This is a genomic window from Gemmobacter aquatilis (assembly GCF_900110025.1).
GTDB classification, from domain to species: domain Bacteria; phylum Pseudomonadota; class Alphaproteobacteria; order Rhodobacterales; family Rhodobacteraceae; genus Gemmobacter; species Gemmobacter aquatilis.
Genome location: NZ_FOCE01000005.1, coordinates 154,825 through 176,857 on the forward strand (window position 1 = coordinate 154,825; position 22,033 = coordinate 176,857).

Genomic DNA, 22,033 nt, shown 5'->3' on the forward strand with positions numbered 1-22,033 from the left:
TGTCCTCCTCCCTGTTCCGGCGTCAGCCGCTGACCGCGTCGCGGCCCGCGCGTTCCCGCGCGATGATGTTCTTCATGATATGCGCCGTGCCGTCGCCGATCTGCAGGCCCAGCACATCGCGCAGCCGCTGCTGGAAGGGCAGCGCGTCGGCATAGCCGGCATGGCCATGGATCAGCAGGCAGGCATGGATCGCCTCATAGGCCAGCAGCGGCGGCCACCATTTGGTCATCGCCGCCTCGGCGGTATGCGGCAGGCCCCGGTCCTTCAGCCAAAGCGCATTCATCGACATCAGCCGCGCCGCCTCGACCTTGGTGTCGAAATCCGCCAGTTGATGCGCCACGCCCTGAAAGCTGGCCAGCGGCTTGCCGAAAGCGCGGCGTTCCCCGGCATAGGCCCAGGTTTCATCCAGGCTTTGCCGCGCGGTGCCAAGGCATTGCAGGCCGATCAGGCTGCGCGAGAAGTCAAAGCCCTGCATCACCTGCACAAAGCCCTTGCCCTCTTCGCCCAGCAGATAGTCCACTGGCACCCGCACATTGTCGAACCAGATCGAACCGTGGCCGATGGAATTCTGCCCCATGTTCGAGAATTTTGAGGTGGTGATGCCGGGCAGATCCATCGGCACCAACAGCGCCGACACGCCACGCGCCTTGTCCTCGGGGCGGCCAGAGCGGGCGAACAGCACGGTGCCCGCCGAAATCTGGTTGGCCGAGATCGAGGTTTTCTCGCCGTTCAGGATATAGTGGTTGCCGTCGCGTTCCATCCGCAGGCCAAGGCTGGCGGCATCCGATCCACCCTTGGGTTCGGTCAGCCCGATGGACAGCACGATTTCTCCCGCCGTCAGCTTGGGCAGCCATTCGGCGGCAATCTCGCGCTTGGCGAATTGCGCAAGGATCTGGCCGTTCAGCGAGGCAAGCAGCGGGATATAGCCAAAGGTGAAATCGGCGCGGCCGATTTCCTCGACGATGGCGCCGGAATACAGGAACTCTGCCCCCATGCCGCCGAATTCCTCGGGCAGTTCGGGGGCGATCAGGCCAAGGCTGCCCATCTCGCGCACCAGCGCCATATCCATCGCCCCGGCCTTTTCGCGTGCCATGTAGCCCGGCGCCACGCGGTCTTGCGCGAATTTGCGGGCCAGATCGCGGATCGCATCCAGTTCTTCGGTATCGAAAATCGTTCGGGTCATGCGTCTCTCCCGGCCCTATTGGACCATCAGATATTTTCTTGCGATTTCAGGATCTTGATAGAAGGCATCCACCGTGCCTTCCCAAACGGTGCTGCCCCGGTCCACCACGATCACCCGGTCGGCACAGCGGCGGATGGTGTTCAGCGCCTGTTCCGAGACGATCATCGCAACGCCCTCGGCCTTCAGCGCCACAATGGCATCCACCACCTCTTCGGCCACCTTGGGCGCCAGCCCTTCATGCGGTTCGTCCAGCAGCAGCAGCTTCGGCTGGGTCAGCAGGGCACGGGCAATCGACAGCATCTGCTGCTCGCCGCCCGACATCACCCCGGCAATGCGGTGGCGGTAATCGTGAAGCTGCGGGAACAGCGCGAAGACCTGATCGAGGCTCCACATGCGCCGGTCCTGCGCCACCACCTTGCGCGGCACCCGCAGGTTTTCCAGCACGGTCAGCGTGGCAAAGACGCGGCGGTCTTCGGGCACATAGCCCACACCGCGCCGCACGATCTCGTGCCGCGACAGGCCCGCCAGCGAGGCGCCATCAAAGGTGATCTCGCCGCCGGTGACGGTGATCTGATCCTGCACGATGGCCTTCATGGTAGAGGATTTGCCCACCCCGTTGCGCCCGATCAGGCAGACCACCTGCCCCGGTTGCACCGCAACGTCGATGCCGTGCAGCACCTCGGATTTGCCATAGGCGGCATGGACGGATGTCAGACGCAGCATCAGTGATGCCCCCCCAGATAAACGGCCTGTACCTGTGCGTTGGCGGCGATTTCGACGGGCGTTCCGGCGGCCAGCACCGCCCCACGCACCATCACCGTCACGCGCTGCGCGATCTTCAGCACCACGTCGATGTCATGTTCGACAAACAGCAACGTCTTGCCCGCCTCTTCGGCGCGGGTCGCCACCAGTTCCATCAGGTGATGGCGTTCCTTGATCGACATGCCCGCCGTCGGTTCATCCAGCAGCAGCAGATCGGGGTCGCCCGCCAGCACCATGCCGAATTCCAGCCGCTTGCGGTCGCCCAGCGACAGGTCGGCCACGCGGCTGCCCGCCCGCGCGGCAAGGCCCACCGTGGCCAGCATCCCGCCCGCGCGGTCCTCCGCCTCGGCCAGCAGGGCGCGCGACAGGCTGGCCCAGCGCCCCGAGGCGATGATGAAGGCGGCGGTCATGTTTTCCAGCGCGCTCATCTGCAGAAAGGCCCGACTGATCTGGAAGGTGCGCCCGATCCCGCGTTTCGCCACCTCGGCGGGCAGCAGCCGCGCCACCTCGTCGCCCTTGAAGCGGATCGAGCCTTCCACCCCCGGCAACTGCCCGGCAATGCAGGCGATGAAGGTGGATTTTCCCGCTCCGTTCGGGCCGATCAGTGCATGGCGTTCGCCGCGCGCCAGATCGAAGTCGATATTGTTCAGCGCAACAAAGCTGCCATAGGCCTTGCGCACCTGACGGGCTGACAGAAGCGGGCTCATGCGCGGTCTCCTTTCGGGCCAAGGCCCAGACGGGCGCCCAGCGCGGCCACGCCATGCGGCAGGGCGATGACGAAGATCAGCAGAACGATGCCCAGCAGCAGGCCCCAATGGCCGGTCAGCACGGGCGCCCAGTGGCGCAGTTGCGTGAACAGCACCGCCCCCAGAACCCCGCCCCAGAAGCTGTGCAGCCCGCCCAGAACCACCATGATCAGCGCCTCCAGCGTGAAGCCCAGCCCGGCATAATCGGGGAAGGCCGCGCCCTGGAACGCCGCGAACAGCGTGCCGGCCACCCCGGCGAAGGCCGCCGAGATCACGAAGGCCACCAGTTGCACCCGGCGTGGCGCAAGGCCCAGCGCCTCGGCCCGCCAGCGGTCCTGCCCCACGGCGCGGATCGCAAGGCCCAAGGGCGAGGCGACGAGCCGCGCCATCAGCGCCAGACAGACCGCCAGCACAACCAGCACCAGCGTGGTGAAATTCGCCTCGGACAGGCCGAACCGGGCAGGCATGAAGCCGGTGATGCCGGTATCGCCGCCCGTCACGTCATACCACTGGAACAGCACGGTATAGGTGATCTGGGCACAGGCCAGCGTCAGCATGGCAAAGTAGATCTCGGTCAGCCGCACACACAGTGCGCCGAACACCAGCCCGCCAAACCCCGCCAGCAGCGGCCCGAACAGCAGCGCCAGTTCCACCGGCAACCCGGCCCGGCTGACCGCAAGGGTAAAGCCATAGGCGCCCAGCCCGAAGAACGCGGCATGGCCGAAGCTGACCATGTGCCCATAGCTCATCAACAGGTTCAGCGAGGCCGCGAAGATCGCAAGGATCAGCATCTCGGCCAGCATCAGCGAGGTGCCCGCCCCGGTCAGCCGGTTGGCCAGTTCCAGCCCCACAACGGCGGCCAGAAGAACCGCCCAGCGCGCCGGGCTCATTTGATTGGACAGCAGGCTCATCGTGCAGGCCCTCCCTGACGGCCCATCGACCGCGCAACCAGCACCGCCGCCATGATGAGGAAAATCAACATCATCGACAGGCGCGGGAAATACATCACCCCCACCGCCTTGGTGAGGCCCACCACCATCGCCCCGGCCAGCGCGCCATACAGATTGCCCATCCCACCGATCACGCAGACGATGAAGGCCGACACGATCACCGTGGTATCCAGCAGATAGTTCACGTCGCCATAGGGCGCGGCCATGCCCCCGGCGATCCCCGCCAGAAACGACCCCGCCGCAAAGACGCCGGTGAAGATCAGCTTCTCGTTGCTGCCCAGCAGCGCCACCATGCCGCGATCATCGGTGGCGGCGCGCAACAGGATGCCCGCCCGGGTGAAGCGGATCGTGCCGATCATCGCCACCACCACCACCAGACCCGCCGCGAAGATCACGAAGGGAAACAGCGGGAACCAGGTCTCGCCCACCACCCAGGCGCCCAGCAGCGCATCGGGCACCGGCACCATCAGGCTGTTCGGCCCCCAGATCCAGCGCACCAGATCGCGGATGATGAACACCAGTGCCACGGTGATGATCAGCTGCATCAGGCTGTCGCGCCCATAGATGCGGCGCAGCGCCAGCACCTCGAACGCCGTGCCGATCACCGCCGTCACCAGCCCTGCCGCCAGCACGGCGGCAAAGAAGCCCGCCACCGTGCCGGGCGCGATCAGCGGCACGAAAGCATAGGTCAGAAAGGCGCCCAGCATGTAAAGCGAGCCGTGGGCGAAATTCACGATGCGCGAGACACCGAAGATAAGCGTCAATCCCGAGGCGATGAGGAAGAGCATCATGCCCTCCATCAGCCCGTTCACAAGCTGAACCCAGATCATGGTTGTTTTCCGGTGGCAGGCCGGGCAGTACCCGGCGCCGCCTCCGCCCCTTATTGCGCGGCGTCGCGCATGGCCTGGATGGTCTCTTCGCTGAACATCAGCGAGGCACCGGCGAACTTCTCGACATTCTTCATCGTCGGGAAGGGGAAGGCGGGATCGAAATTCACCTCGCCCACATAGGCGGGCGCATCCATCTGCCCGTCAAAGCCGCGCAGTTTCAAACCCTTGGCCTTCAATCCGTCGAAGCTGCCAGTCTGGAAGGCGGCCACCACCGCATCGCCGCCGGTTTCGCCCGCATCGGTCGCGGCCTTGGCGTAGAACATCATCGCGTCATAGCCGTTGATCGCCCAGTCGGTCGGGTATTCGCCATAGGCGGCGCGGTAAGCCTCGATGAAGGCGGCCAGTTCCGGCGTCTGCTCCAGCGCGAAGAAGGGCGCGCGGGCGATGCCATAGACATGATCCTTGGGCATGGCGCTGCCCATGGATTGCAGCGTGTCCACCGTCAGCAGCGTGACAAGGTTCGATTTCTGGAACAGACCGAAAGCCTGCCCCTGCTTGATCAGGCTGACCAGCCCGCCGCCGAACACCGCCGCAAACACCGCATCGGGCTTGGAGGACAGCGCCGCCGTCACATAGGGCCCCATATTCGCCTCGCCGACCTTCATGTAGACCGGCTCGGTGATCTCGATATCCGGGCGCAGTTCTTTCAGCCGCGCGGTGAAGGCCTCGACCGAGGTGTGCCCCCATTCGTAATCAAAGCCCATCGGGGCGATGCGCGTCCACTCGGCCTTCTTGGCCACATATTCGGCAGCGGCACGCGCCTCCATCGTGGCATTGGCCTGGGTCTGGATGAAATAGGGGTTGAACGCCTCGATATTCGCCTTCTGGGTCGATCCGATCATCGCCAGATGCGGCAGCTTGAATTCCTTCGCCACCTCGTTCACCGCCAGCATGACGGCCGAGGAACAGACGCCCGTCAGCATCTCGATCCCTTCCGAGGCTGCCAGTTCCCGCGCCTGCTTGCCGCCCTCTTCCGGCTTGGTCTGGCTGTCGCGGATCAGCAGTTCCACCGGGCGGCCCAGAATCCCGCCCTTGGCGTTCAGATCGGCCACCGCGAGCTTCGATCCGTTCAGCCCGTCTTCCGAAATCGGGGCGCAGGCGCCGGTCAGCCCGGTGACATAGCCCACTTTCAGCGCCTCGCCCTCGGCCAGTGCGGCCCCCGCAGCCAGTGCCAGCACCGAAGCGGCGCACAGAATTTGTACACGCATCCTATAATCCTCCCTGTTCTTGGTTTGTAATGTCCGGCGATGGCGCCCCGCCCTCCTCGACAGGGCGCCACCGCTGTCGTGCCTCAGCGCGAGAACTTGCGGAAATCGGGCTTGCGCTTCTCCTTGAACGCGATCCCGCCTTCCTTGCTTTCGTCGGTGTCGTAATAGAGGCTCAGCGCATACATGCCCAAACCGGCGATGCCGCGCTGGTGTTCGGTGTCCACGTTGAAGCTGCGCTTGGCGATGGCGATGGCGGTGGGCGATTTCTCCATGATCTCGGCGCACCAGCGATCCACCTCGGCGTCCAGTTGGTCATCCGGCACCACGGCATTCACCAGCCCCATGGCCAGCGCCTCGGCCGCCTTGTAGCGGCGGCACAGATACCAGATCTCGCGCGCCTTCTTTTCACCCACCACGCGGGCCAGGAACGCCGTGCCAAAACCGGGATCGACCGAGCCGACCTTCGGCCCCACCTGCCCGAACTGCGCGCTTTCCCCTGCAATGGTGAAATCGCAGATGGTGCACAGCACATTGCCGCCGCCCACCGCAAAGCCGCGCACCTTGGCGATCACGGGCTTCGGCACATCGCGGATGATGGTGTGCAGGTCTTCCATCGGCAGGCCGATGGTACCGCGCCCGTCATACTGGCCTTCATGCGCCGACTGGTCGCCGCCGGTGCAAAACGCCTTTTCGCCCGCGCCGGTCAGCACGATCACACCAATCGACTTGTCCCACCCGGCCTTGTTGAAGGCATGGATCAGCTCTTCGCAGGTCTGGCCGCGAAAGGCGTTGTACTTGTCGGGGCGGTTGATGGTGATCGTCGCCACGCCGTCTTTGACAGTGTAAAGAATGTCTTCGTAGGTCATCTGGTCACCCGTGCATGGTCAGGCCGCCGGAGACCGAGATCACCTGCCCGGTGACAAATCCCGCATCGTCGGAAGCGAAGAAAAGGATGGCGCCCGGCAGATCGTCGGGGCGGCCCATGCGGCCCATCGGCACCGCCTTGGTGAAAGCGTCGCGCAGCTTTTCCTTGTTGCCCGAAGCATCCATGAAGCTTTCCAGCATCGCGGTTTCGGTCACGCCAGGGCAGACCACGTTGAAGGTGATGCCCGCCCGCGCATGTTCGCGCGCCATGGTCTTGGAAAAGGCGATGACCCCGGCCTTGCAAGCGGCATAGACCGCCTCGCCCGACGAACCGACCCGGCCCGCATCCGAGCCGATCGACACCACCCGCCCCGATTTGCGCGCCTGCATCCGGGCGACCACCGGATGGGTGATGTTCAGAACGCCGCGCAGGTTGATGTCGATGATCTTCGACCAGAACGACGGCTCCGATTTCAGGAAGGGCACGAACAGATCCCAGCCGACATTGTTCACCAGCACGTCGATGGCGCCGAACCCGGCCTCGATCTGTTCGACCGCAGCGCCGGTCGCGGCGAAATCGGTCAGATCCACCGCCACCGCCAGCGCCTCGCCGCCTTGAGCCACGATCTGGGCCACCACCGCCTCGGCAGCAGCCAGATTGATGTCGCAGACCACGACCCGCGCACCCGCTTCGGCAAAGCGCAGGCAGGTGGCCGTGCCGATCCCGCCGCCGCCGCCCGTTATGACAACTACTTTTCCTTTAAGGCCTCTCACGGCTTCCTCCTCGCATCACATGACCAGCCGATTTCGCACCGAGAAAAGGAACTTTCCTTTCGCACCCGGCAGAGCTGACGCTCGAATCTTTCGCTGGCTTCCTCGAATCTTGATACCGGGCGCGGGCTATTTATGTCAACTTATTTACGTATATTGACGAAAGATCCCGCTACACTGGCCCCTCTTGACCTCGCCCCCACAGCGGCAGATGGTGGCGCAATGAAGCAAGATGTTGATCCATCAGACCCGCTCGGCCTCAGCCTCGCCAACCGGATGGCGTTCCGGCTGTATCAATGCGCAAACATGCTGAACAAGACCGGCACCAAGGCGCTGGAACGGCACGAAGTGACGACCCAGCAATGGGCGATCCTCGGCGCGCTGGTGCGCGACCGCTGGGTGGGCGGCATCGCGGTGCGCGATCTGGCGGCGCTGCTGATGGTCAGCCGCCAGAACCTGACCGGCGTACTGTCACGGCTGGAGGCGCGCGGGCTGGTGGAGCGGACGGTAGACGCCAACGACAACCGCTCGCGCCTGATCAAGCTGACCCCGGCCGGGTGGCAGCGCTGGTCGGACATGCAGGCCGACATCGCCGCCTATTATGCCGACGCGATGCGCGATCTGTCGAACAACGACATGATCCACATGCTGCATTACATGGACAGGCTGCGGCAGAACCTGCGCGCCGTGGATGACGCGCAGGGGGGCGAAGACTGAACGGCCAGCTTACAGACCGGCCTTGCCACGCGCCTCGGCAATCAATGCCTTGGCGATGATGGTCTGCTGGATCTGCGTCGTGCCTTCATAGATGCGGAACAGCCGCGCATCGCGGAACAACTGCTCGGCCCTGTAGTCGCGGATATAGCCCGCGCCGCCATGCACCTGCACATTGCGATCCGCCACCCGCCCCACCATTTCCGAGGCGAACATCTTGGCACAGCTTGCCGCCATCGCCACATCCTCGCCCGCATCGCGCCGCCGCGCCGCATCCAGCACCAATGCGCGCGACGCCAGCGCCTCGGCCTTGCTGTCGGCGAACAGCCCCTGCAGCAACTGGAACTCGGCAATCGCCTTGCCGAACTGCCTGCGGCCCACGGCATAACCCACCATGTCGTCGATGATCCGCTCGGCCAGGCCGGTGCAGGCAGCGGCGATATGCAGGCGGCCCTTGTCCAGCACCTTCATCGCGGTCTTGAACCCCTGCCCCTCGCGCCCGCCGATCAGCGCCTCTGCGGGCACACGGCAATTGTCAAAGATCACGTCGCAGACATGCGCGCCCTGCTGGCCCATCTTGCGTTCGGGCTTGCCCAGGCTCAGCCCCGGCACCCCCGCCTCGACCGCAAAGGCCGACACGCCGCCGGCGCCCTTCACCGCCGGATCGGTGCGCGCCATCACGGTGAACAACCCGGCATGGGGGGCGTTGGTGATGTAACGCTTGGTGCCGTTCAGCACATAGTGATCCCCGTCACGCCGCGCCGTGGTGCGCACGCTGCCCGCGTCCGATCCGACCTCCGGTTCGGTCAGCGCGAAAGAGCCGATAATCGCGCCCGAAGCCAAGCCCGGCAGATACTTCGCCTTCTGCTCCGCCGTGCCGTCAATGGCGATGCCCTGACTGCCGATGCCGACATTGGTGGCGAACATGGAACGGAAGGCGGGCGCTGCGCGGCCGACCTCCATCACCACCAGCGCCTCCTCCTCCATGGTCAGGCCAAGCCCGCCATATTCCTCGGCGATGGACAGGCCGAACAGCCCCAGGTCGCGCATCTCCTGAATGATGTCGGCGGGCATGGCATCGGCATCGGCCACCTCCGCCTCGCGCGGGATCAGCCGTTCATCGACAAAGCGGCGCATGGTTTCAACAAGCTGGGCACGGGTTTCCGGGTCAAGCGGCATGGGATCCTCCTCCAAATTTAAGACAATATATTTACTTATATTCCGAACAGCAACTGCCTTGATACAGGCAGAACCTGCGGAAATCTGCGTAGCACGGAGAAAGCCCACAGACCCCTTGCGCAAATAACGTAAATATGTTGTCTTTTTATCGGGAGGACCACCATGAAAGCCATCATCCTGCACAGCCGCGGCCCCGACGGCCCGCGCCTGACCGAAACCGCCCGCCCCAGCGCTGGCCCCGGCATGGCCCGGCTGCGGATGCTTGCAGCCTCGGTCAACCGCGTTGATCTCTACATGCGTGATTCGGGGGCGGGCATCACTCATTCGCTGCCCCAGATCATGGGCGTGGACGGCGTGGGCGAGGTGATCGAGGCGCCCGAAGGCACCGGCTTTGCGCCGGGCGACCGGGTGATCCTGTATCCCTACGACACTTGCGGCCAGTGCCGCGCCTGCCTTGCGGGTGATCAGCCGCTGTGCAGCTCGGCGCGGATCTTCGGCGAACACCGCGATGGCACTTTCGCCGAAGAAATCGTGGTGCCCGCCGCCGCACTGGTGGCCCTGCCGCTGGGCACAGATGTCACGCAGGCGGCGGCGCTTGGCGTGGCCTACTTGACCGCCTGGCGCATGGTCTTTGGCAAGGCCCCCGCCGGGCCGGGGCAGACGGTGCTGGTGCAGGGCGCGGGCGGCGGGGTGGCCTATGCCGCGATGCAACTGGCCCGCATGGCCGGGGCGCGGGTGATCGTCACCACCAGCGGCGCTGACAAGCTGGCCCATTTCCGCGCGCTGGGGGTCGAGGTCATCGACTATCGCACCGCCGATGTGCCCAAGGCCGTGGCCGCGCTGACCGCAGGCGATGGTGCCGATCTGGTGATCGACAATGTGGGCGAGCGGACATGGCCCGCCTCGCTGCGCGCCATGGCGCGGGGCGGCCATCTGGTGACCTGCGGCGCCACCACAGGCGCCCACCCTTCCGCCGATATCCAGCGGCTGTTCGTGCGGCAACTGTCGATCCACGGATCGACCATGGGCAGCCGCGAGGAGTTCCGCCGCCTGATCGCCGCCTTCGCCGCCGGCGCCTTCACCCCGCAGATCGACAGCACCTTCCCCCTTGCCGACGTGCCCCGCGCCTTCGACCGGCTGGAACACCCGGACCGGCTGGGCAAGATCATCATCACCATTGCCTGAGGGCCCCATGACCTATGACACCATCCTCACCCGCGTCGAACATGGCGTGGGCCTGATCACCCTCAACCGCCCCGAGGCGCTGAACGCCCTGAACGACCGGCTGACCCGCGAGGTTTCTGCCGCCGTTGATGCGATGGAGGCGGACGAGGCGGTGGGCGCCATCGTCCTGACCGGCTCGGCCCGCGCCTTTGCAGCCGGGGCAGACATCAAGGAAATCAAGGACAAGACCCTGTTCGATGTCTATTCCGAACAGTTCGTCACCGCGAGTTGGGAACGCATCGCCTCGGCCCGCAAACCCACCATCGCTGCCGTGTCGGGCCATGCCATCGGCGGCGGCTGCGAATTGGCGATGATGTGCGACATCATCGTCGCGGCAGACTGCGCCCGCTTTGCCCTGCCCGAAACCCGCATCGGCACCATCCCCGGCGCGGGCGGCACGCAGCGGCTGACCCGGGTCGTCGGCAAGGCGCTGGCGATGGACATGATCCTGACAGGCCGGGTGCTGACCGCCGAAGAGGCGCGGGCGGCGGGACTGGTGGCGCGGGTCGAACCGGATGACGCCTATCTGGACACCGCACTGGCACTGGCAGCGCAGATTGCGCGCTCGTCGCGCCCGGTGGTGATGCTGGCGAAAGAGGCGGTGAACAAGGCCTACGAGACGGCGCTGCAGGAAGGCATCCATCTGGAACGCCGCCTGCTTTACGCGACCTTCGCGCTGGAGGACCGGCGCGAGGGCATGGCCGCCTTCGCCGAAAAGCGCAAACCGCAGTTCCGCAACCGCTAGGCGGTGCAAACCCGTGGAAGCCGTGGAAAATCCCGGCTTCCGCCGCCCCGGCGCTTGCCGCCTCACCCCGCCTCGTCTAAGCAGGAGGCAAGAGAAAGGCAGGGGCCGATGCGCATTCTGATTACCAATGATGACGGGATCAACGCCCCCGGTCTGGAAGTGCTGACCGAGATCGCGCAGGCCATCGCCGGCCCCAAGGGCGAGGTCTGGACCGTGGCGCCCGCCTTTGAACAATCGGGCGTCGGCCATTGCATCAGCTATACCCACCCGATGCTGATCGCCAAGCTGGGCCCGCGCCGCTTTGCCACCGAAGGCAGCCCTGCCGATTGCGTGCTGGCCGCCATCTATGACGTGCTGGAAGGCGCACGACCCGATCTGGTGCTGTCGGGGGTAAACCGGGGCAACAATGCCGCCGAGAACACGCTCTATTCCGGCACGATCGGCGGCGCGATGGAAGCGGCGTTGCAGGGGATTCCGGCGATTGCGCTGTCGCAGTTCATGGGGCCGGAAACCAATGATCTGGCCGACCCGTTCGAGGCGGCCCGCGTGCATGGCGCCGACGTGGTGCGCGCGCTGCTCGACAAGGGCATCTGGCAGGCCGAGGCCGATTACCGCCTGTTCTACAACGTGAATTTTCCGCCTGTATCCGGCGCGAATGTCAAAGGCACCCGCATCGCCGCGCAAGGTTTCCGCCGCGATACCACCTTCTCCGCCGATCCGCATATCTCACCCTCGGGCAAGCGGTTTTTGTGGATCAAGGGGGGGCCGCAGCACACGCCGACCCAGCCCGGCACCGATGCCGCCGTCAATCTTGAAGGCTATGTCTCGGTCACCCCGATGCGCGCCGATCTGACCGCCCATGACGTGCTGGCAGAGCTTGAGGCGCGGTTCGCATGACGACAGAGGTGCCGGATCACGACGACGACCCGGCAGAACGCAAGATGCGCTTCCTTTTTGCCCTGCGCTCGCGCGGCGTGACCGACAGCCGCGTGCTCACCGCCATGGAGCGGATTGATCGCGGTCGTTTCGTGAAGAACATCTTCTCGGATCGCGCCTATGAAGACATGCCGCTGCCAATCTCTTGCGGCCAGACGATCAGCCAGCCCTCGGTCGTGGGGTTGATGACGCAGGCGCTGGCCGTGCAGCCGCGCGATGTGGTGCTGGAGGTGGGCACCGGATCGGGCTATCAGGCGGCGATCCTGTCGCTGCTGGCGCGCCGCGTCTATACAGTGGACCGGCACCGCCGCCTTGTGCGCGAGGCGGTCGATCTGTTCCGCGACCTGGGCCTGAACAACATCACCGCCGTCACCCGCGATGGCAGTTTCGGCCTGCCCGAACAGGCGCCGTTCGACCGCATCCTTGTCACCGCCGCCGCCGAAGACCCGCCGGGGCCGCTGCTGGCGCAGTTGAAGCCGGGCGGGGTAATGGTGCTGCCGGTCGGGCAATCCGATGCGGTGCAAAGCCTGATCAAGGTCACCCGCACCGATCAGGGGTTTGACTACGAGGAACTCCGCCCAGTGCGCTTTGTTCCGCTGGTCGAAGGGATCGCGTCAGAGTAGACTTTGGCCACCAGATACGGTGTAATCAGTCACGACCCGGGGCAACCGGGCGTCCGAGTTGAGGTAGATCCATGCGCAGTCACATCCGTTCCCCCCTTCCGCTGTTGCCCGCTTTCGGGTTGACCCTCGCGCTTGCGGCCTGCCAGTCGGGCGGTGGCAAACCCTTCGACTGGGATCTGCGGCGCAGCGGGCTCAGCACCGCCGAGGCGGCGCGCTCCGCCGCGCAAAACCGCCCCACGCCGGATGCGCGCGGCGTGATCTCCTATCCCGGCTATCAGGTGGCTGTCGCCCGGCGAGGCGATACCGTGGCCAGCCTTGCCGCGCGGGTTGGCGTCGATGCCGCAGAATTGTCACGCTACAACGCCACCAAGCCCGAAGCCCCGCTGCGCGACGGTGAGGTTCTGGCGCTGCCCCGCCGCGTGGCGGAAACCGCAGGCGGCAGCACCACGGGCGGCACCGGCGCCGTGGTCGGCGCGCCGATCCGCGCGGGCGCCATCGACGTGACCACCATCGCCACGACCGCCATCAACCGCGCCACGCCGACCGCGGCGACGGCCCCGGCCGCAACGCCCGCTTCGGGCTGGCAGAAAGGCCCCGATGCCGCCAGTCAGGCGCCGGGCGTCGAGCCGGCCCGCCATCAGGTGCAGCGTGGCGAAACCGCCTTCACCATCGCCCGAACCTACAATGTCACCGCCCGCGATCTGGCCGACTGGAACGGGCTCGACGCCAATCTGACGGTGCGCGAAGGGCAATATCTGCTGATCCCGGTCGCCGTCGCGGCTGCAGCCCCCGCCGAAACCGCCGCTGTCACCCCACCCGGCGCAGGCTCGCCCACCCCGGTGCCGCCCTCGGCCTCCGAACCGCTGCCGGAAAAGGACGAGGCCCCGAACCCGGTGGCGCAGGGTGCGGACGGAGCATCCGCCCCGAAACCCGTAGCCGATCTGGGCGCCAACCGCACCGCCGCGTCGGCCAGCAAACTGGCGATGCCGGTCGGCGGTTCGGTGATCCGCGGCTATGCCAAGGGCAAGAATGACGGGATCGACATCGGCGCGTCAGCCGGGGCCACCGTCACCGCCGCCGAGGCCGGCACCGTCGCCGCGATCACCAAAAGCACCGATGGCGTGCCGATTCTGGTGATCCGCCACAGCGGCAACCTGCTGACGGTTTACGGCGGGATTGATGCGCTGAGCGTTGAAAAGGGCGCCACCGTGACGCGCGGGCAGGCCATTGCCAAGGTGCGCGCGGGCAGCCCCTCCTTCCTGCATTTCGAGGTGCGGCAGGGCTTCGACTCGGTCGATCCGATGAGCTATCTGCAATAAGCGAAAGGGGCAGGCTTGCAGGCCTGCCCCTTCAAGATCAAAGACTTACGCCGTGCCGCGCCGCCAGATCGGTGAAGAACTGCCACGCCACCCGGCCTGACCGCGACCCGCGTGTCGCCTGCCATTCGATCGCCTCAGCCCGCAGCACATCGGGGGCAACCTGCACGCCATGCGCCGCGCAATAACCGTCGATCATCGCCAGATATTCATCCTGCGAACAGGGATGGAACCCCAGCCACAGCCCGAAACGATCTGACAGCGAGACCTTTTCCTCCACCGCCTCGCCGGGGTTGATCGCGGTGGAGCGTTCATTCTCGATCATGTCGCGCGGCATCAGGTGACGGCGGTTCGAGGTGGCATAGAGGATCACATTGTCCGGCCGCCCCTCGATCCCGCCATCCAGCACGGCCTTCAGGCTTTTGTAATGCTGGTCATCATGGCTGAACGACAGGTCGTCACAGAACAGCACGAACCGCGCCTGTGACTGGCGCAGATGCGCCAGCAGCCGCGCGACCGAGGGCAGATCCTCGCGCGACAGTTCCACCAGCTTCAGATCCAGCCCGCGCGCGCAGATCGCCGCGTGAACCGCCTTGACCAGACTGGATTTTCCCATCCCGCGCGCGCCCCAAAGCAGCGCGTTGTTGGCGGGCAGCCCTTGGGCGAAGTGCAGCGTGTTGTCGAACAGCGTGTCGCGCGCCCGGTTCACCCCCACCAACAGCGACAGATCCACCCGCGCCACCTTGGCCACCGGCTCCAGCCGGTCCGGCCCGGTATGCCAGGCGAAGGCACTGGCCGCCGTGAAATCCGGCGCAGGTTGTGGCGGCGGGGCCAACCGCTCCAGCGCCTCGGCGATGCGGGTCAGCGCATCGGGCGAAAAGGCATCCAGACTCATGCGTCCTCCTCGTCCTCGATCCAGCTGCCATCGGCGCGCATGCGGGCTTCGCGGCTCTTCTCGATCCGGCGAATGATGTGGATCGAGATTTCATACAACGGATAGATCGCGGCAAACAGGATGACCTGGCTCATCACATCCGGCGGGGTCGCCACGGCGGCCAGCACCAGAATGCCCACCACCGCATATTTCCGCATCGAGGCCAGACCCTTGGCCGAAACCAGCCCCGCCTTGCCCAGCAGCGTCAGCAACACCGGCAGTTGGAAGCACAGGCCGAAGGCGAGGATGAATTTCATCGTGACGCCCAGATATTCCTGCGCCGAGCCCTGAAACATGATGCCCGGCACCGGCTTGTCCGCCACTGCAGCGGCCGCGTCGGTCGCGGCGGTGGCAACTGCGGCCGCCTCTTGCCCCATCTGCTGGAACTGCAGGAAGAAGCCGAAGGCGGTGGGCAGCACGACGTAATACGAGAAGGTCGCGCCAAAGAAGAACATCACCGGAGAGGCGATCAGAAACGGTAAAAGCGCATTCTTTTCAGCGCGATACAGCCCCGGCGCCACAAAGCGCCACAACTGGTAGCCGATCACCGGAAAGGCCAGAACCAGCGCGCCGAACAACGAGATGTTGATGGCGACGAACAGGCCTTCCTGCGGTGAAATCAGCACAAGCTGGCAGTTCTGCCCCTGCGCGGCCAGCGCATTGCAGATCGGCTGCGCCAGAAAGTTGAACACGTCCATGGCAAAGGGATAGACCGTGAACATGCCGATGATGAAGGTCAGCGCCGACCACATGAGCCGTTTGCGCAGCTCGGCCAGATGTTCCACCAAGGGGGCGGCGCTGTCGTCGATCGTCTCGTCAGCCATGGTTTACTCTTTGTTCGCCGCACCGCTGGCCACAGCGGCAGCGGGGGCCGGTTGCGGCGGTTCATGGTCAAAATCCGCATCTGCGGCGATTTCGGCGGCGGTGGCGGCCTTTGCCTTTGCGGCAGCTTCGGCGGCGCGCATCTCGGCCATCGCCTGCGTGGCAGGCGTCTGCGGGCCGGTCATGCTGCGCGTCGGGTCCCATTTCTCGAACTTGGTCGCGGCAGTTTCCAGCGCGTCCAGCCCGAGGTTTTTCTTCGACACCACCTCCGACAGATCGCGGCGCACCTCGTCCAGCCCGGCGCTTTTGGCCGCGTCATCCATGGCGTGCTGAAACTCGCGCGCCATGCTCCGCAGCTTGCCGGTGACCCGGCCCAGCGTGTGAAACATGCGCGGCAAGTCTTTCGGACCCACCACGATCAGCGCGACGATCCCGATCAGGATCAACTCGCTCCAGCCTATATCCAGCATGTCCTGCCCTTCCAGAAACCAGATCTAGCGCAAACGCGGCTCAGACCTTGTCTTTCTCGGTGACAGGCGTCACGTCGCGCACGGTATCGACGGCCGGCGGTTCTTCGGCGGCAGCGGTGGTGCTGTCCTTCACGCCTTTCTTGAAGGCGGTGATGCCCTTGCCAACTTCGCCCATCAGATTGCTGATCTTGCCGCGCCCGAACAGCACAAGCACAACGGCGGCGATGATGATGATTTCAAGCGGTCCGAATCTTCCCATGTCAGTCTCCAAAAGGTGCGAGCGGCACCTGTTACCCCTTCATCTCTACGCCGACCCTGCCGCGTATCAAGCCCCGATCCGCCCCCCGGCGGGACTTGCTGACAGCTAGATGTCAGTTGCCTTGGCTTGACTCGGTCGGGGCGCAGGATCATTTTGTGACATGAGCCGCAACGACCGCCTGTTCGATCTTGTCCAGATCCTGCGAGATGGACGGCTGCACCGATCAAGTGATCTGGCGCAGCGGCTTGGTGTGTCCACCCGCACGATCTGGCGCGACATGGCGGTGCTGGCCGGGTCTGGCCTGCCGGTGGAAGGAGAGCGCGGGGTGGGCTATATCTTGCGTGCGCCGGTCACGCTGCCCCCACTGATATTGACGATCGACGAGTTGGCGGTGCTGCAACAGTTTCTGGCCGCCACTTCAGAGGCGCCTGAAGGCACGCTGCCGCGCGGCGCGCGGTCGCTGGCGGCGAAGATCGCGGCGGTGTTGCCACAGGTGGCCGAAGACCCCGCCTAGCCGCGCGGATGGGCCGGAAACACGAAGCAGCGGTCGCGGCGGATCATCAGCCACAGCACGGTTCCGGGCTTGGGCAGAAACACGCCCGGCACGGCGGCGGTGAGGGTGGATTTGTCGTAATCCATTGAAAACTCGACCAGACTTTCCCGCCCAAGGAAGCGGGCACGGGTCACCGTGCCGCGGGCGGGGGTGCCATCCATCGGCGTAGGGTTGGGGCCGCGCCCGGCGCGGTCAAAGTCGATCTTGATGTGCTGCGGGCGGATGATGATCTCGACCGCGCCGCCATCGGCATGGCCGGGCGTGAGGAAGTCACCAAAGGGCGTCAGTGTCAGCGCCCCACGAGAAACACCTGGTATCACGTTGATATCACTGAAGAACGCCGCCGCGGCCTTATCGACCGGGCTGTTGTAGACATTGTAGGGAGAGCCGCGTTGCACGATATGGCCGCCGCGCATCAGGGCGATTTCATCGGCCATGCGCAGCGCCTCGTCCGGCTCGTGCGTTACCAGAAGAACGGCGGCGCCTTCCTCTTTCAGAACCTCCAGCGTGGTATCGCGAATCCCGTCGCGCAAGCGGTTGTCGAGGCCGGAAAACGGCTCGTCCATCAGCATCAGCCGGGGGCGCGGCGCGAGCGCGCGGGCCAGCGCCACGCGCTGCTGTTCCCCCCCTGAAAGCTGGTGGGGGTGCTTGTCGCCATATCCAGAAAGATTAACCTTCTCAAGAAGTTCCGAGACTCTCTTCATCCTGGAATCGCGGTCGCCCTGCAGACCGAACGCCACGTTGCGCGCCACGGTCAGATGCGGGAACAGCGCGAAATCCTGAAACATCAGGCCGACGCCGCGCGCCTCGGGTGGCAGGGTGCGACCGGCGCCGAACACCGGCACCCCGTCGATCAGGATCTCGCCGGAATCGGGGGTTTCCACCCCGGCGATCATGCGCAGGGTGGTGGATTTGCCGCAGCCCGAGGGGCCGAGCAGGCAGGTCACCTGCCCCGGCGCGATGGTCAGCGAGACATTGTTTACCACAGGCCGCCCGCCGAAGCTGCGGGTCAGCGCGCGGATCTCGAGGCGGGGAACGGGCTGCGGCACGGGACTATCCGAGGAAATTGATCAGGTTTCTGCCTAGCAGCCCGCCCGGCCCGAGACAAGACGCGCAAACGGGGGGTGACATCCGTACACCCCCCGTACACCGCCTGTGCCGCAGCGGTGCCGCGTTTTCACATCGTCACATTGGTCGCCCCGCCATCCAGCAGGATGTTCTGGCCGACGATGAAGCCCGCATGCTGCGAGGCGAGGAAGGCACACATCGCCCCGAACTCGGCGGCGGTGCCATAGCGGCGGGCGGGGATGGTGGCCATGCGTTGCGCGCGCGCCGCGTCCATGTCGATGCCCTGTGCCTTGGTCACGCCGGTATCCAGCGCGGTGGCGCGGTCGGTGTCATGGATGCCGGGCAGCAGGTTGTTGACGATGACGCCAAAGGGCGCGACCTGCCGCGCCGTGCCCGCGACATAGCCGGTCAGCCCGGTGCGCGCGGCATTGGACAGGCCCAGTTGCGCAATCGGCCCCTTCACCGATTGCGAGGTGATGTTGACCACCCGTCCCCAGCCCCGGTCGATCATCGCGGGCATCAGTGCGGTCATCAGCGCGATGGGGGTCAGCATATTGGCATCCAGCGCGCGGATGAAATCGTCGCGCGTCCAGTCGCTCCACAGGCCGGGGGGCGGGCCGCCGGCATTGGTCACCAGAATGTCCACCGGGCCGACGGCGGCCAGAACCTGCGCCCGGCCGTCTTCGGTGGTGATGTCGGCGGCAATGGCGGTGACCTGCACGCCATGGGCGGCACGAATCGCCGCCGCCGTCGCCTCCAGCGCTTCGGCGCCGCGGGCGTTCAGCACCAGATCGACGCCCGCCTCGGCCAGTGCCTCGGCGCAGCCCCGGCCAAGGCCTTTGGACGAGGCGCAGACCAGCGCCCGTTTGCCGCGAATTCCCAGATCCATTGCGCGTTCCTCCTGTCGTTGCGGCGCTGAGCCTAGCAACTGCGGGCGGTGACGGAAAGTCCTGCCTCTGGCCGCGACGCTGCCCAAGATTCGCTCCAATCCTTTGATCATCTGTGCTTGACCCGGCGGCTGCGCTCATGTTTGCACCGCCTACGCCCTTAAGATCACAGCCGGATCCCGCCCATGACCGACATGCCGACACCGCATTCCCTTCCCGGACAGACCTGCATGGTCTTTCCGGCGGATGCGATCTTTGTGTCGATCGGCGTCAATCTGGGGGATGCGCTGCGTGGCCCGGCCGAGGTCTGCCCCGGCGACATCTACGAGCTGGACCGCGACTTTGCCGCCGAACGGCTGGTGCTGGCGCGGGCGGCGGGGGTGCAGCATGTGGCGCCGGGATCGGCGCTGGGGCAGCCCGGCGATGCGGTGACGCTGATCGGGCGCTATACGCTGATGGGTGATGACGGCAACCGGGTGGAACTGTTGATGCTGGCGCTGGCCGGGACACAGGCGGGGCTATACGCGGCGCCGCTGTCGCCGATGGGTGCGGGCATCGAATATTCGCTTGTGAAGGTGGAAGAGGCACCCGAGGCGGCGCCTTTGTCGGAACTGCTCTGCGTCAGCTTTGCGCGGGGCACGCAGATCACCATGGCCGATGGCAGCCAGCGCCCGATCGAGGCGCTGGTGGCGGGCGAACGGGTGCTGACGCGCGATCACGGGCCGCAGCCGGTGCGCTGGGTCGGCCATGCCACGCTGCGCGCGGTGGGGGCCTTTGCGCCGGTGGTGATTTCGGCGGGGGCGATGGGCAATGCGGGGGATCTGATCGTCAGCCAGCACCACCGCATGTTCCTGTATCAGCGCCAGCGGCGCGGCGGCTTGCCCACGTCGGAGCTGCTGGTGCAGGCGCGGCATCTGGTGAATGGCGAGACGATCTTCCTGCGCGAGGGCGCCTTCATCGACTATTTCAGCCTGGTCTTCGACCGGCACGAGATCGTCTATGCCGAAGGGATCCCCGCCGAAAGCCTGCTGGTGACCGAGGCCACACTGTCGCGCCTGCCCAAAGAACTGTCCGCCGAAGTGCAGGCGCGCTTTCCGGGGCTGAGCCAGGTGCAGCATTTCGGCACCGAAACCGGGCAACTGGTGCTGGAGCCGCCCGCCGACCCCGCGCTGCGCCGCCCGATGCGGGGCTGACCCGCGCCTGTCTTTCATCTTGGCCCAAATATCCCGGGGGTCCGGGGGCAGCGCCCCCGGCGCGTGCCGCCCGTTCCCCCCTGCCTGATCCATTGCGAAAACCCGCTGTCCGGGGTATTGCCCTGCCCATGCTGGACAATCGCCCCACCCTCCCGCCTGAAATCGCCCGCCGCCGGACCTTCGCGATCATCGCGCACCCGGATGCCGGCAAGACCACGCTGACGGAAAAGTTCCTCCTGTTCGGGGGCGCCATTCAGATGGCCGGTCAGGTGCGCGCCAAGGGCGAGGCGCGGCGCACGCGATCCGACTTCATCAAGATGGAGCAGGAGCGCGGGATTTCGGTCTCCGCCAGCGCCATGTCGTTCGATTTCCGCGACTATCGCTTCAATCTGGTGGATACGCCCGGCCACAGCGATTTTTCCGAGGATACCTATCGCACGCTGACGGCGGTGGATGCCGCCGTGATGGTGATCGACGGGGCCAAGGGTGTGGAAAGCCAGACGCGCAAACTGTTCGAGGTGTGCCGGTTGCGCGACCTGCCGATCCTGACCTTCTGCAACAAGATGGACCGCGAGGCGCGCGACACCTTCGAGATCATCGACGAGATTCAGGAGAATCTGGCGATCGACGTGTCGCCTGCAAGCTGGCCCATCGGCCAGGGGCGTGATTTCCTTGGCTGCTATGACATTCTGAACGATCGTTTGGAATTGATGGACCGGGCGGATCGCAACCGCGTGGCGGAAACCATCCAGATCAACGGGCTGGACGATCCGCAACTGGCGGACCATGTGCCCGCCGACCTGCTGGAAAAGCTGCGCGAAGAGCTGGAAATGGCGCGCGAGTTGCTGCCGGTCTTTGACCGCCAGAGCTTTCTCGAAGGGCATATGACGCCGATCTGGTTCGGCTCGGCGATCAATTCCTTTGGCGTGAAAGAGCTGATGGACGGGATCGGCAAATACGGTCCGGAACCGCAGCCGCAGCCCACCGCGACGCGCAAGGTGGCCCCCGAGGAAAGCGCCGTGACGGGCGTTGTGTTCAAGGTGCAGGCCAATATGGACCCCAAGCACCGCGACCGCGTCGCCTTTGTGCGCCTTGCCTCGGGCCATTTCGAACGCGGCATGAAGCTGACCCATGTGCGCACGAAAAAGCCGATGGCGGTGGCCAACCCGGTGATGTTCCTCGCCGCCGACCGCGAATTGGCAGAGGAGGCCTGGGCGGGTGACATCATCGGCATCCCGAACCACGGGCAGTTGCGCATCGGCGATGCGCTGACCGAGGGCGAGGCGCTGCGCTTTACCGGCATCCCGTCTTTCGCGCCGGAACTGCTGCAGGGCGTGCGGGCGGGCGATCCGATGAAGGCCAAGCATCTGGAAAAGGCGCTGATGCAGTTTGCCGAAGAAGGTGCCGCCAAGGTGTTCAAGCCGATGATCGGATCGGGCTTCATCGTGGGCGTGGTGGGTGCGCTGCAATTCGAGGTGCTGGCCAGCCGGATCGAGCAGGAATATTCGCTGCCGGTGCGGTTTGAACCTTCGCAGTTCACCTCCGCCCGCTGGCTGACCGGGGCGAAGGCGGATGTGGAGAAATTCGTCAACGTCAACAAGGGCCATATCGCCTATGACAATGACGGCGATCTGGTCTACCTGACCCGCCTGCGCTGGGACATCGACCGGGTGGAACGCGACCACCCGGAACTGAAGCTGACGGCGACGAAAGAGATGATGGTGTAAGCGGCGGGC

General features: G+C 65.6%; 24 protein-coding genes. 9 read left to right on the forward strand and 15 right to left on the reverse strand.

Annotation, left to right across the window (positions count from 1 at the left end; genetic code table 11):
- Positions 1-22: 22 nt before the first annotated feature.
- From BMX43_RS10675 to BMX43_RS10710, 8 genes are all read right to left on the reverse strand, one after another.
- Positions 23-1,183: an acyl-CoA dehydrogenase family protein gene (locus tag BMX43_RS10675; protein WP_091301161.1), complete on the reverse strand. Its 1,161-nt coding sequence runs from the start codon at positions 1,181-1,183 to the stop codon at positions 23-25.
- Between the two features lie 15 nt (positions 1,184-1,198).
- A complete protein-coding gene (locus BMX43_RS10680; RefSeq protein WP_091301162.1) occupies positions 1,199-1,906 on the reverse strand; it encodes an ABC transporter ATP-binding protein in 708 nt (235 codons plus the stop codon).
- Positions 1,906-2,652 carry an ABC transporter ATP-binding protein gene (locus BMX43_RS10685; RefSeq protein ID WP_091301467.1) on the reverse strand — a complete coding sequence of 249 codons (747 nt, stop codon included), beginning with the start codon at positions 2,650-2,652 and terminating at the stop codon, positions 1,906-1,908. Before BMX43_RS10685 ends, BMX43_RS10680 begins: the two co-directional genes overlap by 1 nt.
- A complete protein-coding gene (locus tag BMX43_RS10690; protein ID WP_091301164.1) occupies positions 2,649-3,602 on the reverse strand; it encodes a branched-chain amino acid ABC transporter permease in 954 nt (317 codons plus the stop codon). The genes BMX43_RS10685 and BMX43_RS10690 overlap by 4 nt, the downstream gene beginning before the upstream one ends.
- A complete protein-coding gene (locus BMX43_RS10695; RefSeq protein WP_091301166.1) occupies positions 3,599-4,471 on the reverse strand; it encodes a branched-chain amino acid ABC transporter permease in 873 nt (290 codons plus the stop codon). The genes BMX43_RS10690 and BMX43_RS10695 overlap by 4 nt, the downstream gene beginning before the upstream one ends.
- 50 nt (positions 4,472-4,521) lie before the next feature.
- A complete protein-coding gene (locus BMX43_RS10700) occupies positions 4,522-5,739 on the reverse strand; it encodes an ABC transporter substrate-binding protein (RefSeq protein ID WP_091301168.1) in 1,218 nt (405 codons plus the stop codon).
- 83 nt (positions 5,740-5,822) lie between these two features.
- Positions 5,823-6,605, reverse strand: a complete 783-nt coding sequence (gene badI / locus BMX43_RS10705; protein WP_091301170.1) for a 2-ketocyclohexanecarboxyl-CoA hydrolase — start codon at positions 6,603-6,605, stop codon at positions 5,823-5,825.
- Between the two features lie 4 nt (positions 6,606-6,609).
- Complete coding sequence (locus BMX43_RS10710; RefSeq protein ID WP_091301172.1) at positions 6,610-7,377, reverse strand: SDR family NAD(P)-dependent oxidoreductase; 768 nt, start codon at positions 7,375-7,377, stop codon at positions 6,610-6,612.
- A gap of 219 nt (positions 7,378-7,596) precedes the next feature.
- Here BMX43_RS10710 and BMX43_RS10715 point away from each other — a divergent pair, with 219 nt between their 5' ends.
- On the forward strand, positions 7,597-8,091 hold the full coding sequence (locus tag BMX43_RS10715; protein WP_091301175.1) for a MarR family winged helix-turn-helix transcriptional regulator: 495 nt from the start codon (positions 7,597-7,599) through the stop codon (positions 8,089-8,091).
- A 9-nt stretch (positions 8,092-8,100) separates the two neighbouring features.
- On the opposite strand, the gene BMX43_RS10720 is transcribed toward BMX43_RS10715, so the two are convergent.
- Positions 8,101-9,267, reverse strand: coding sequence for an acyl-CoA dehydrogenase family protein (locus BMX43_RS10720; RefSeq protein WP_091301176.1), 1,167 nt, complete (start codon positions 9,265-9,267; stop codon positions 8,101-8,103).
- 162 nt (positions 9,268-9,429) lie between these two features.
- Between BMX43_RS10720 and BMX43_RS10725 the strand changes: the two genes are divergently transcribed.
- The 5 genes from BMX43_RS10725 (at position 9,430) to BMX43_RS10745 (ending at position 14,114) form a co-directional block, all read left to right on the forward strand.
- On the forward strand, positions 9,430-10,452 hold the full coding sequence (locus BMX43_RS10725) for a zinc-binding dehydrogenase (RefSeq protein WP_091301178.1): 1,023 nt from the start codon (positions 9,430-9,432) through the stop codon (positions 10,450-10,452).
- A gap of 7 nt (positions 10,453-10,459) precedes the next feature.
- Positions 10,460-11,236, forward strand: coding sequence for an enoyl-CoA hydratase-related protein (locus BMX43_RS10730; RefSeq protein ID WP_091301180.1), 777 nt, complete (start codon positions 10,460-10,462; stop codon positions 11,234-11,236).
- A 108-nt stretch (positions 11,237-11,344) separates the two neighbouring features.
- Positions 11,345-12,133 (forward strand): 5'/3'-nucleotidase SurE, encoded by a 789-nt coding sequence (gene surE / locus BMX43_RS10735; RefSeq protein WP_091301182.1) that lies wholly within the window; start codon positions 11,345-11,347, stop codon positions 12,131-12,133.
- Positions 12,130-12,795 (forward strand): protein-L-isoaspartate(D-aspartate) O-methyltransferase, encoded by a 666-nt coding sequence (locus tag BMX43_RS10740; RefSeq protein WP_091301184.1) that lies wholly within the window; start codon positions 12,130-12,132, stop codon positions 12,793-12,795. The genes surE and BMX43_RS10740 overlap by 4 nt, the downstream gene beginning before the upstream one ends.
- A gap of 71 nt (positions 12,796-12,866) precedes the next feature.
- Positions 12,867-14,114: a M23 family metallopeptidase gene (locus tag BMX43_RS10745; protein WP_091301186.1), complete on the forward strand. Its 1,248-nt coding sequence runs from the start codon at positions 12,867-12,869 to the stop codon at positions 14,112-14,114.
- 37 nt (positions 14,115-14,151) lie between these two features.
- Here BMX43_RS10745 and BMX43_RS10750 read toward each other — a convergent pair whose 3' ends face one another.
- The 4 genes from BMX43_RS10750 to tatA are packed head-to-tail and all read right to left on the reverse strand — an operon-like array spanning position 14,152 to position 16,596.
- Positions 14,152-15,006: an ATP-binding protein gene (locus tag BMX43_RS10750; protein ID WP_091301188.1), complete on the reverse strand. Its 855-nt coding sequence runs from the start codon at positions 15,004-15,006 to the stop codon at positions 14,152-14,154.
- Entirely contained in the window at positions 15,003-15,869 is an 867-nt protein-coding gene (tatC, locus tag BMX43_RS10755) for a twin-arginine translocase subunit TatC (protein WP_091301190.1), read from the reverse strand. The genes BMX43_RS10750 and tatC overlap by 4 nt, the downstream gene beginning before the upstream one ends.
- 3 nt (positions 15,870-15,872) lie before the next feature.
- Positions 15,873-16,337 carry a Sec-independent protein translocase protein TatB gene (tatB, locus tag BMX43_RS10760; protein WP_091301191.1) on the reverse strand — a complete coding sequence of 155 codons (465 nt, stop codon included), beginning with the start codon at positions 16,335-16,337 and terminating at the stop codon, positions 15,873-15,875.
- A gap of 40 nt (positions 16,338-16,377) precedes the next feature.
- Positions 16,378-16,596 carry a twin-arginine translocase TatA/TatE family subunit gene (gene tatA / locus BMX43_RS10765; RefSeq protein ID WP_091301193.1) on the reverse strand — a complete coding sequence of 73 codons (219 nt, stop codon included), beginning with the start codon at positions 16,594-16,596 and terminating at the stop codon, positions 16,378-16,380.
- 160 nt (positions 16,597-16,756) lie between these two features.
- Here tatA and BMX43_RS10770 point away from each other — a divergent pair, with 160 nt between their 5' ends.
- Positions 16,757-17,110: a helix-turn-helix transcriptional regulator gene (locus BMX43_RS10770; protein WP_091301194.1), complete on the forward strand. Its 354-nt coding sequence runs from the start codon at positions 16,757-16,759 to the stop codon at positions 17,108-17,110.
- On the opposite strand, the gene BMX43_RS10775 is transcribed toward BMX43_RS10770, so the two are convergent.
- Together BMX43_RS10775 and BMX43_RS10780 are read right to left on the reverse strand one after the other, a co-directional pair.
- Positions 17,107-18,198, reverse strand: coding sequence for an ABC transporter ATP-binding protein (locus BMX43_RS10775; protein ID WP_091301196.1), 1,092 nt, complete (start codon positions 18,196-18,198; stop codon positions 17,107-17,109). The two genes, BMX43_RS10770 and BMX43_RS10775, sit on opposite strands and share 4 nt — an antisense overlap.
- A 128-nt stretch (positions 18,199-18,326) precedes the next feature.
- Positions 18,327-19,106 carry an SDR family oxidoreductase gene (locus BMX43_RS10780; protein WP_091301198.1) on the reverse strand — a complete coding sequence of 260 codons (780 nt, stop codon included), beginning with the start codon at positions 19,104-19,106 and terminating at the stop codon, positions 18,327-18,329.
- 183 nt (positions 19,107-19,289) lie between these two features.
- On the opposite strand from BMX43_RS10780, the gene BMX43_RS10785 reads away from it, so the two are divergent.
- Both BMX43_RS10785 and BMX43_RS10790 read left to right on the forward strand, forming a co-directional pair.
- Positions 19,290-20,297 carry a Hint domain-containing protein gene (locus BMX43_RS10785; RefSeq protein ID WP_245749446.1) on the forward strand — a complete coding sequence of 336 codons (1,008 nt, stop codon included), beginning with the start codon at positions 19,290-19,292 and terminating at the stop codon, positions 20,295-20,297.
- Between the two features lie 128 nt (positions 20,298-20,425).
- Positions 20,426-22,024, forward strand: a complete 1,599-nt coding sequence (locus BMX43_RS10790) for a peptide chain release factor 3 (RefSeq protein ID WP_091301202.1) — start codon at positions 20,426-20,428, stop codon at positions 22,022-22,024.
- Positions 22,025-22,033: the final 9 nt, after the last annotated feature.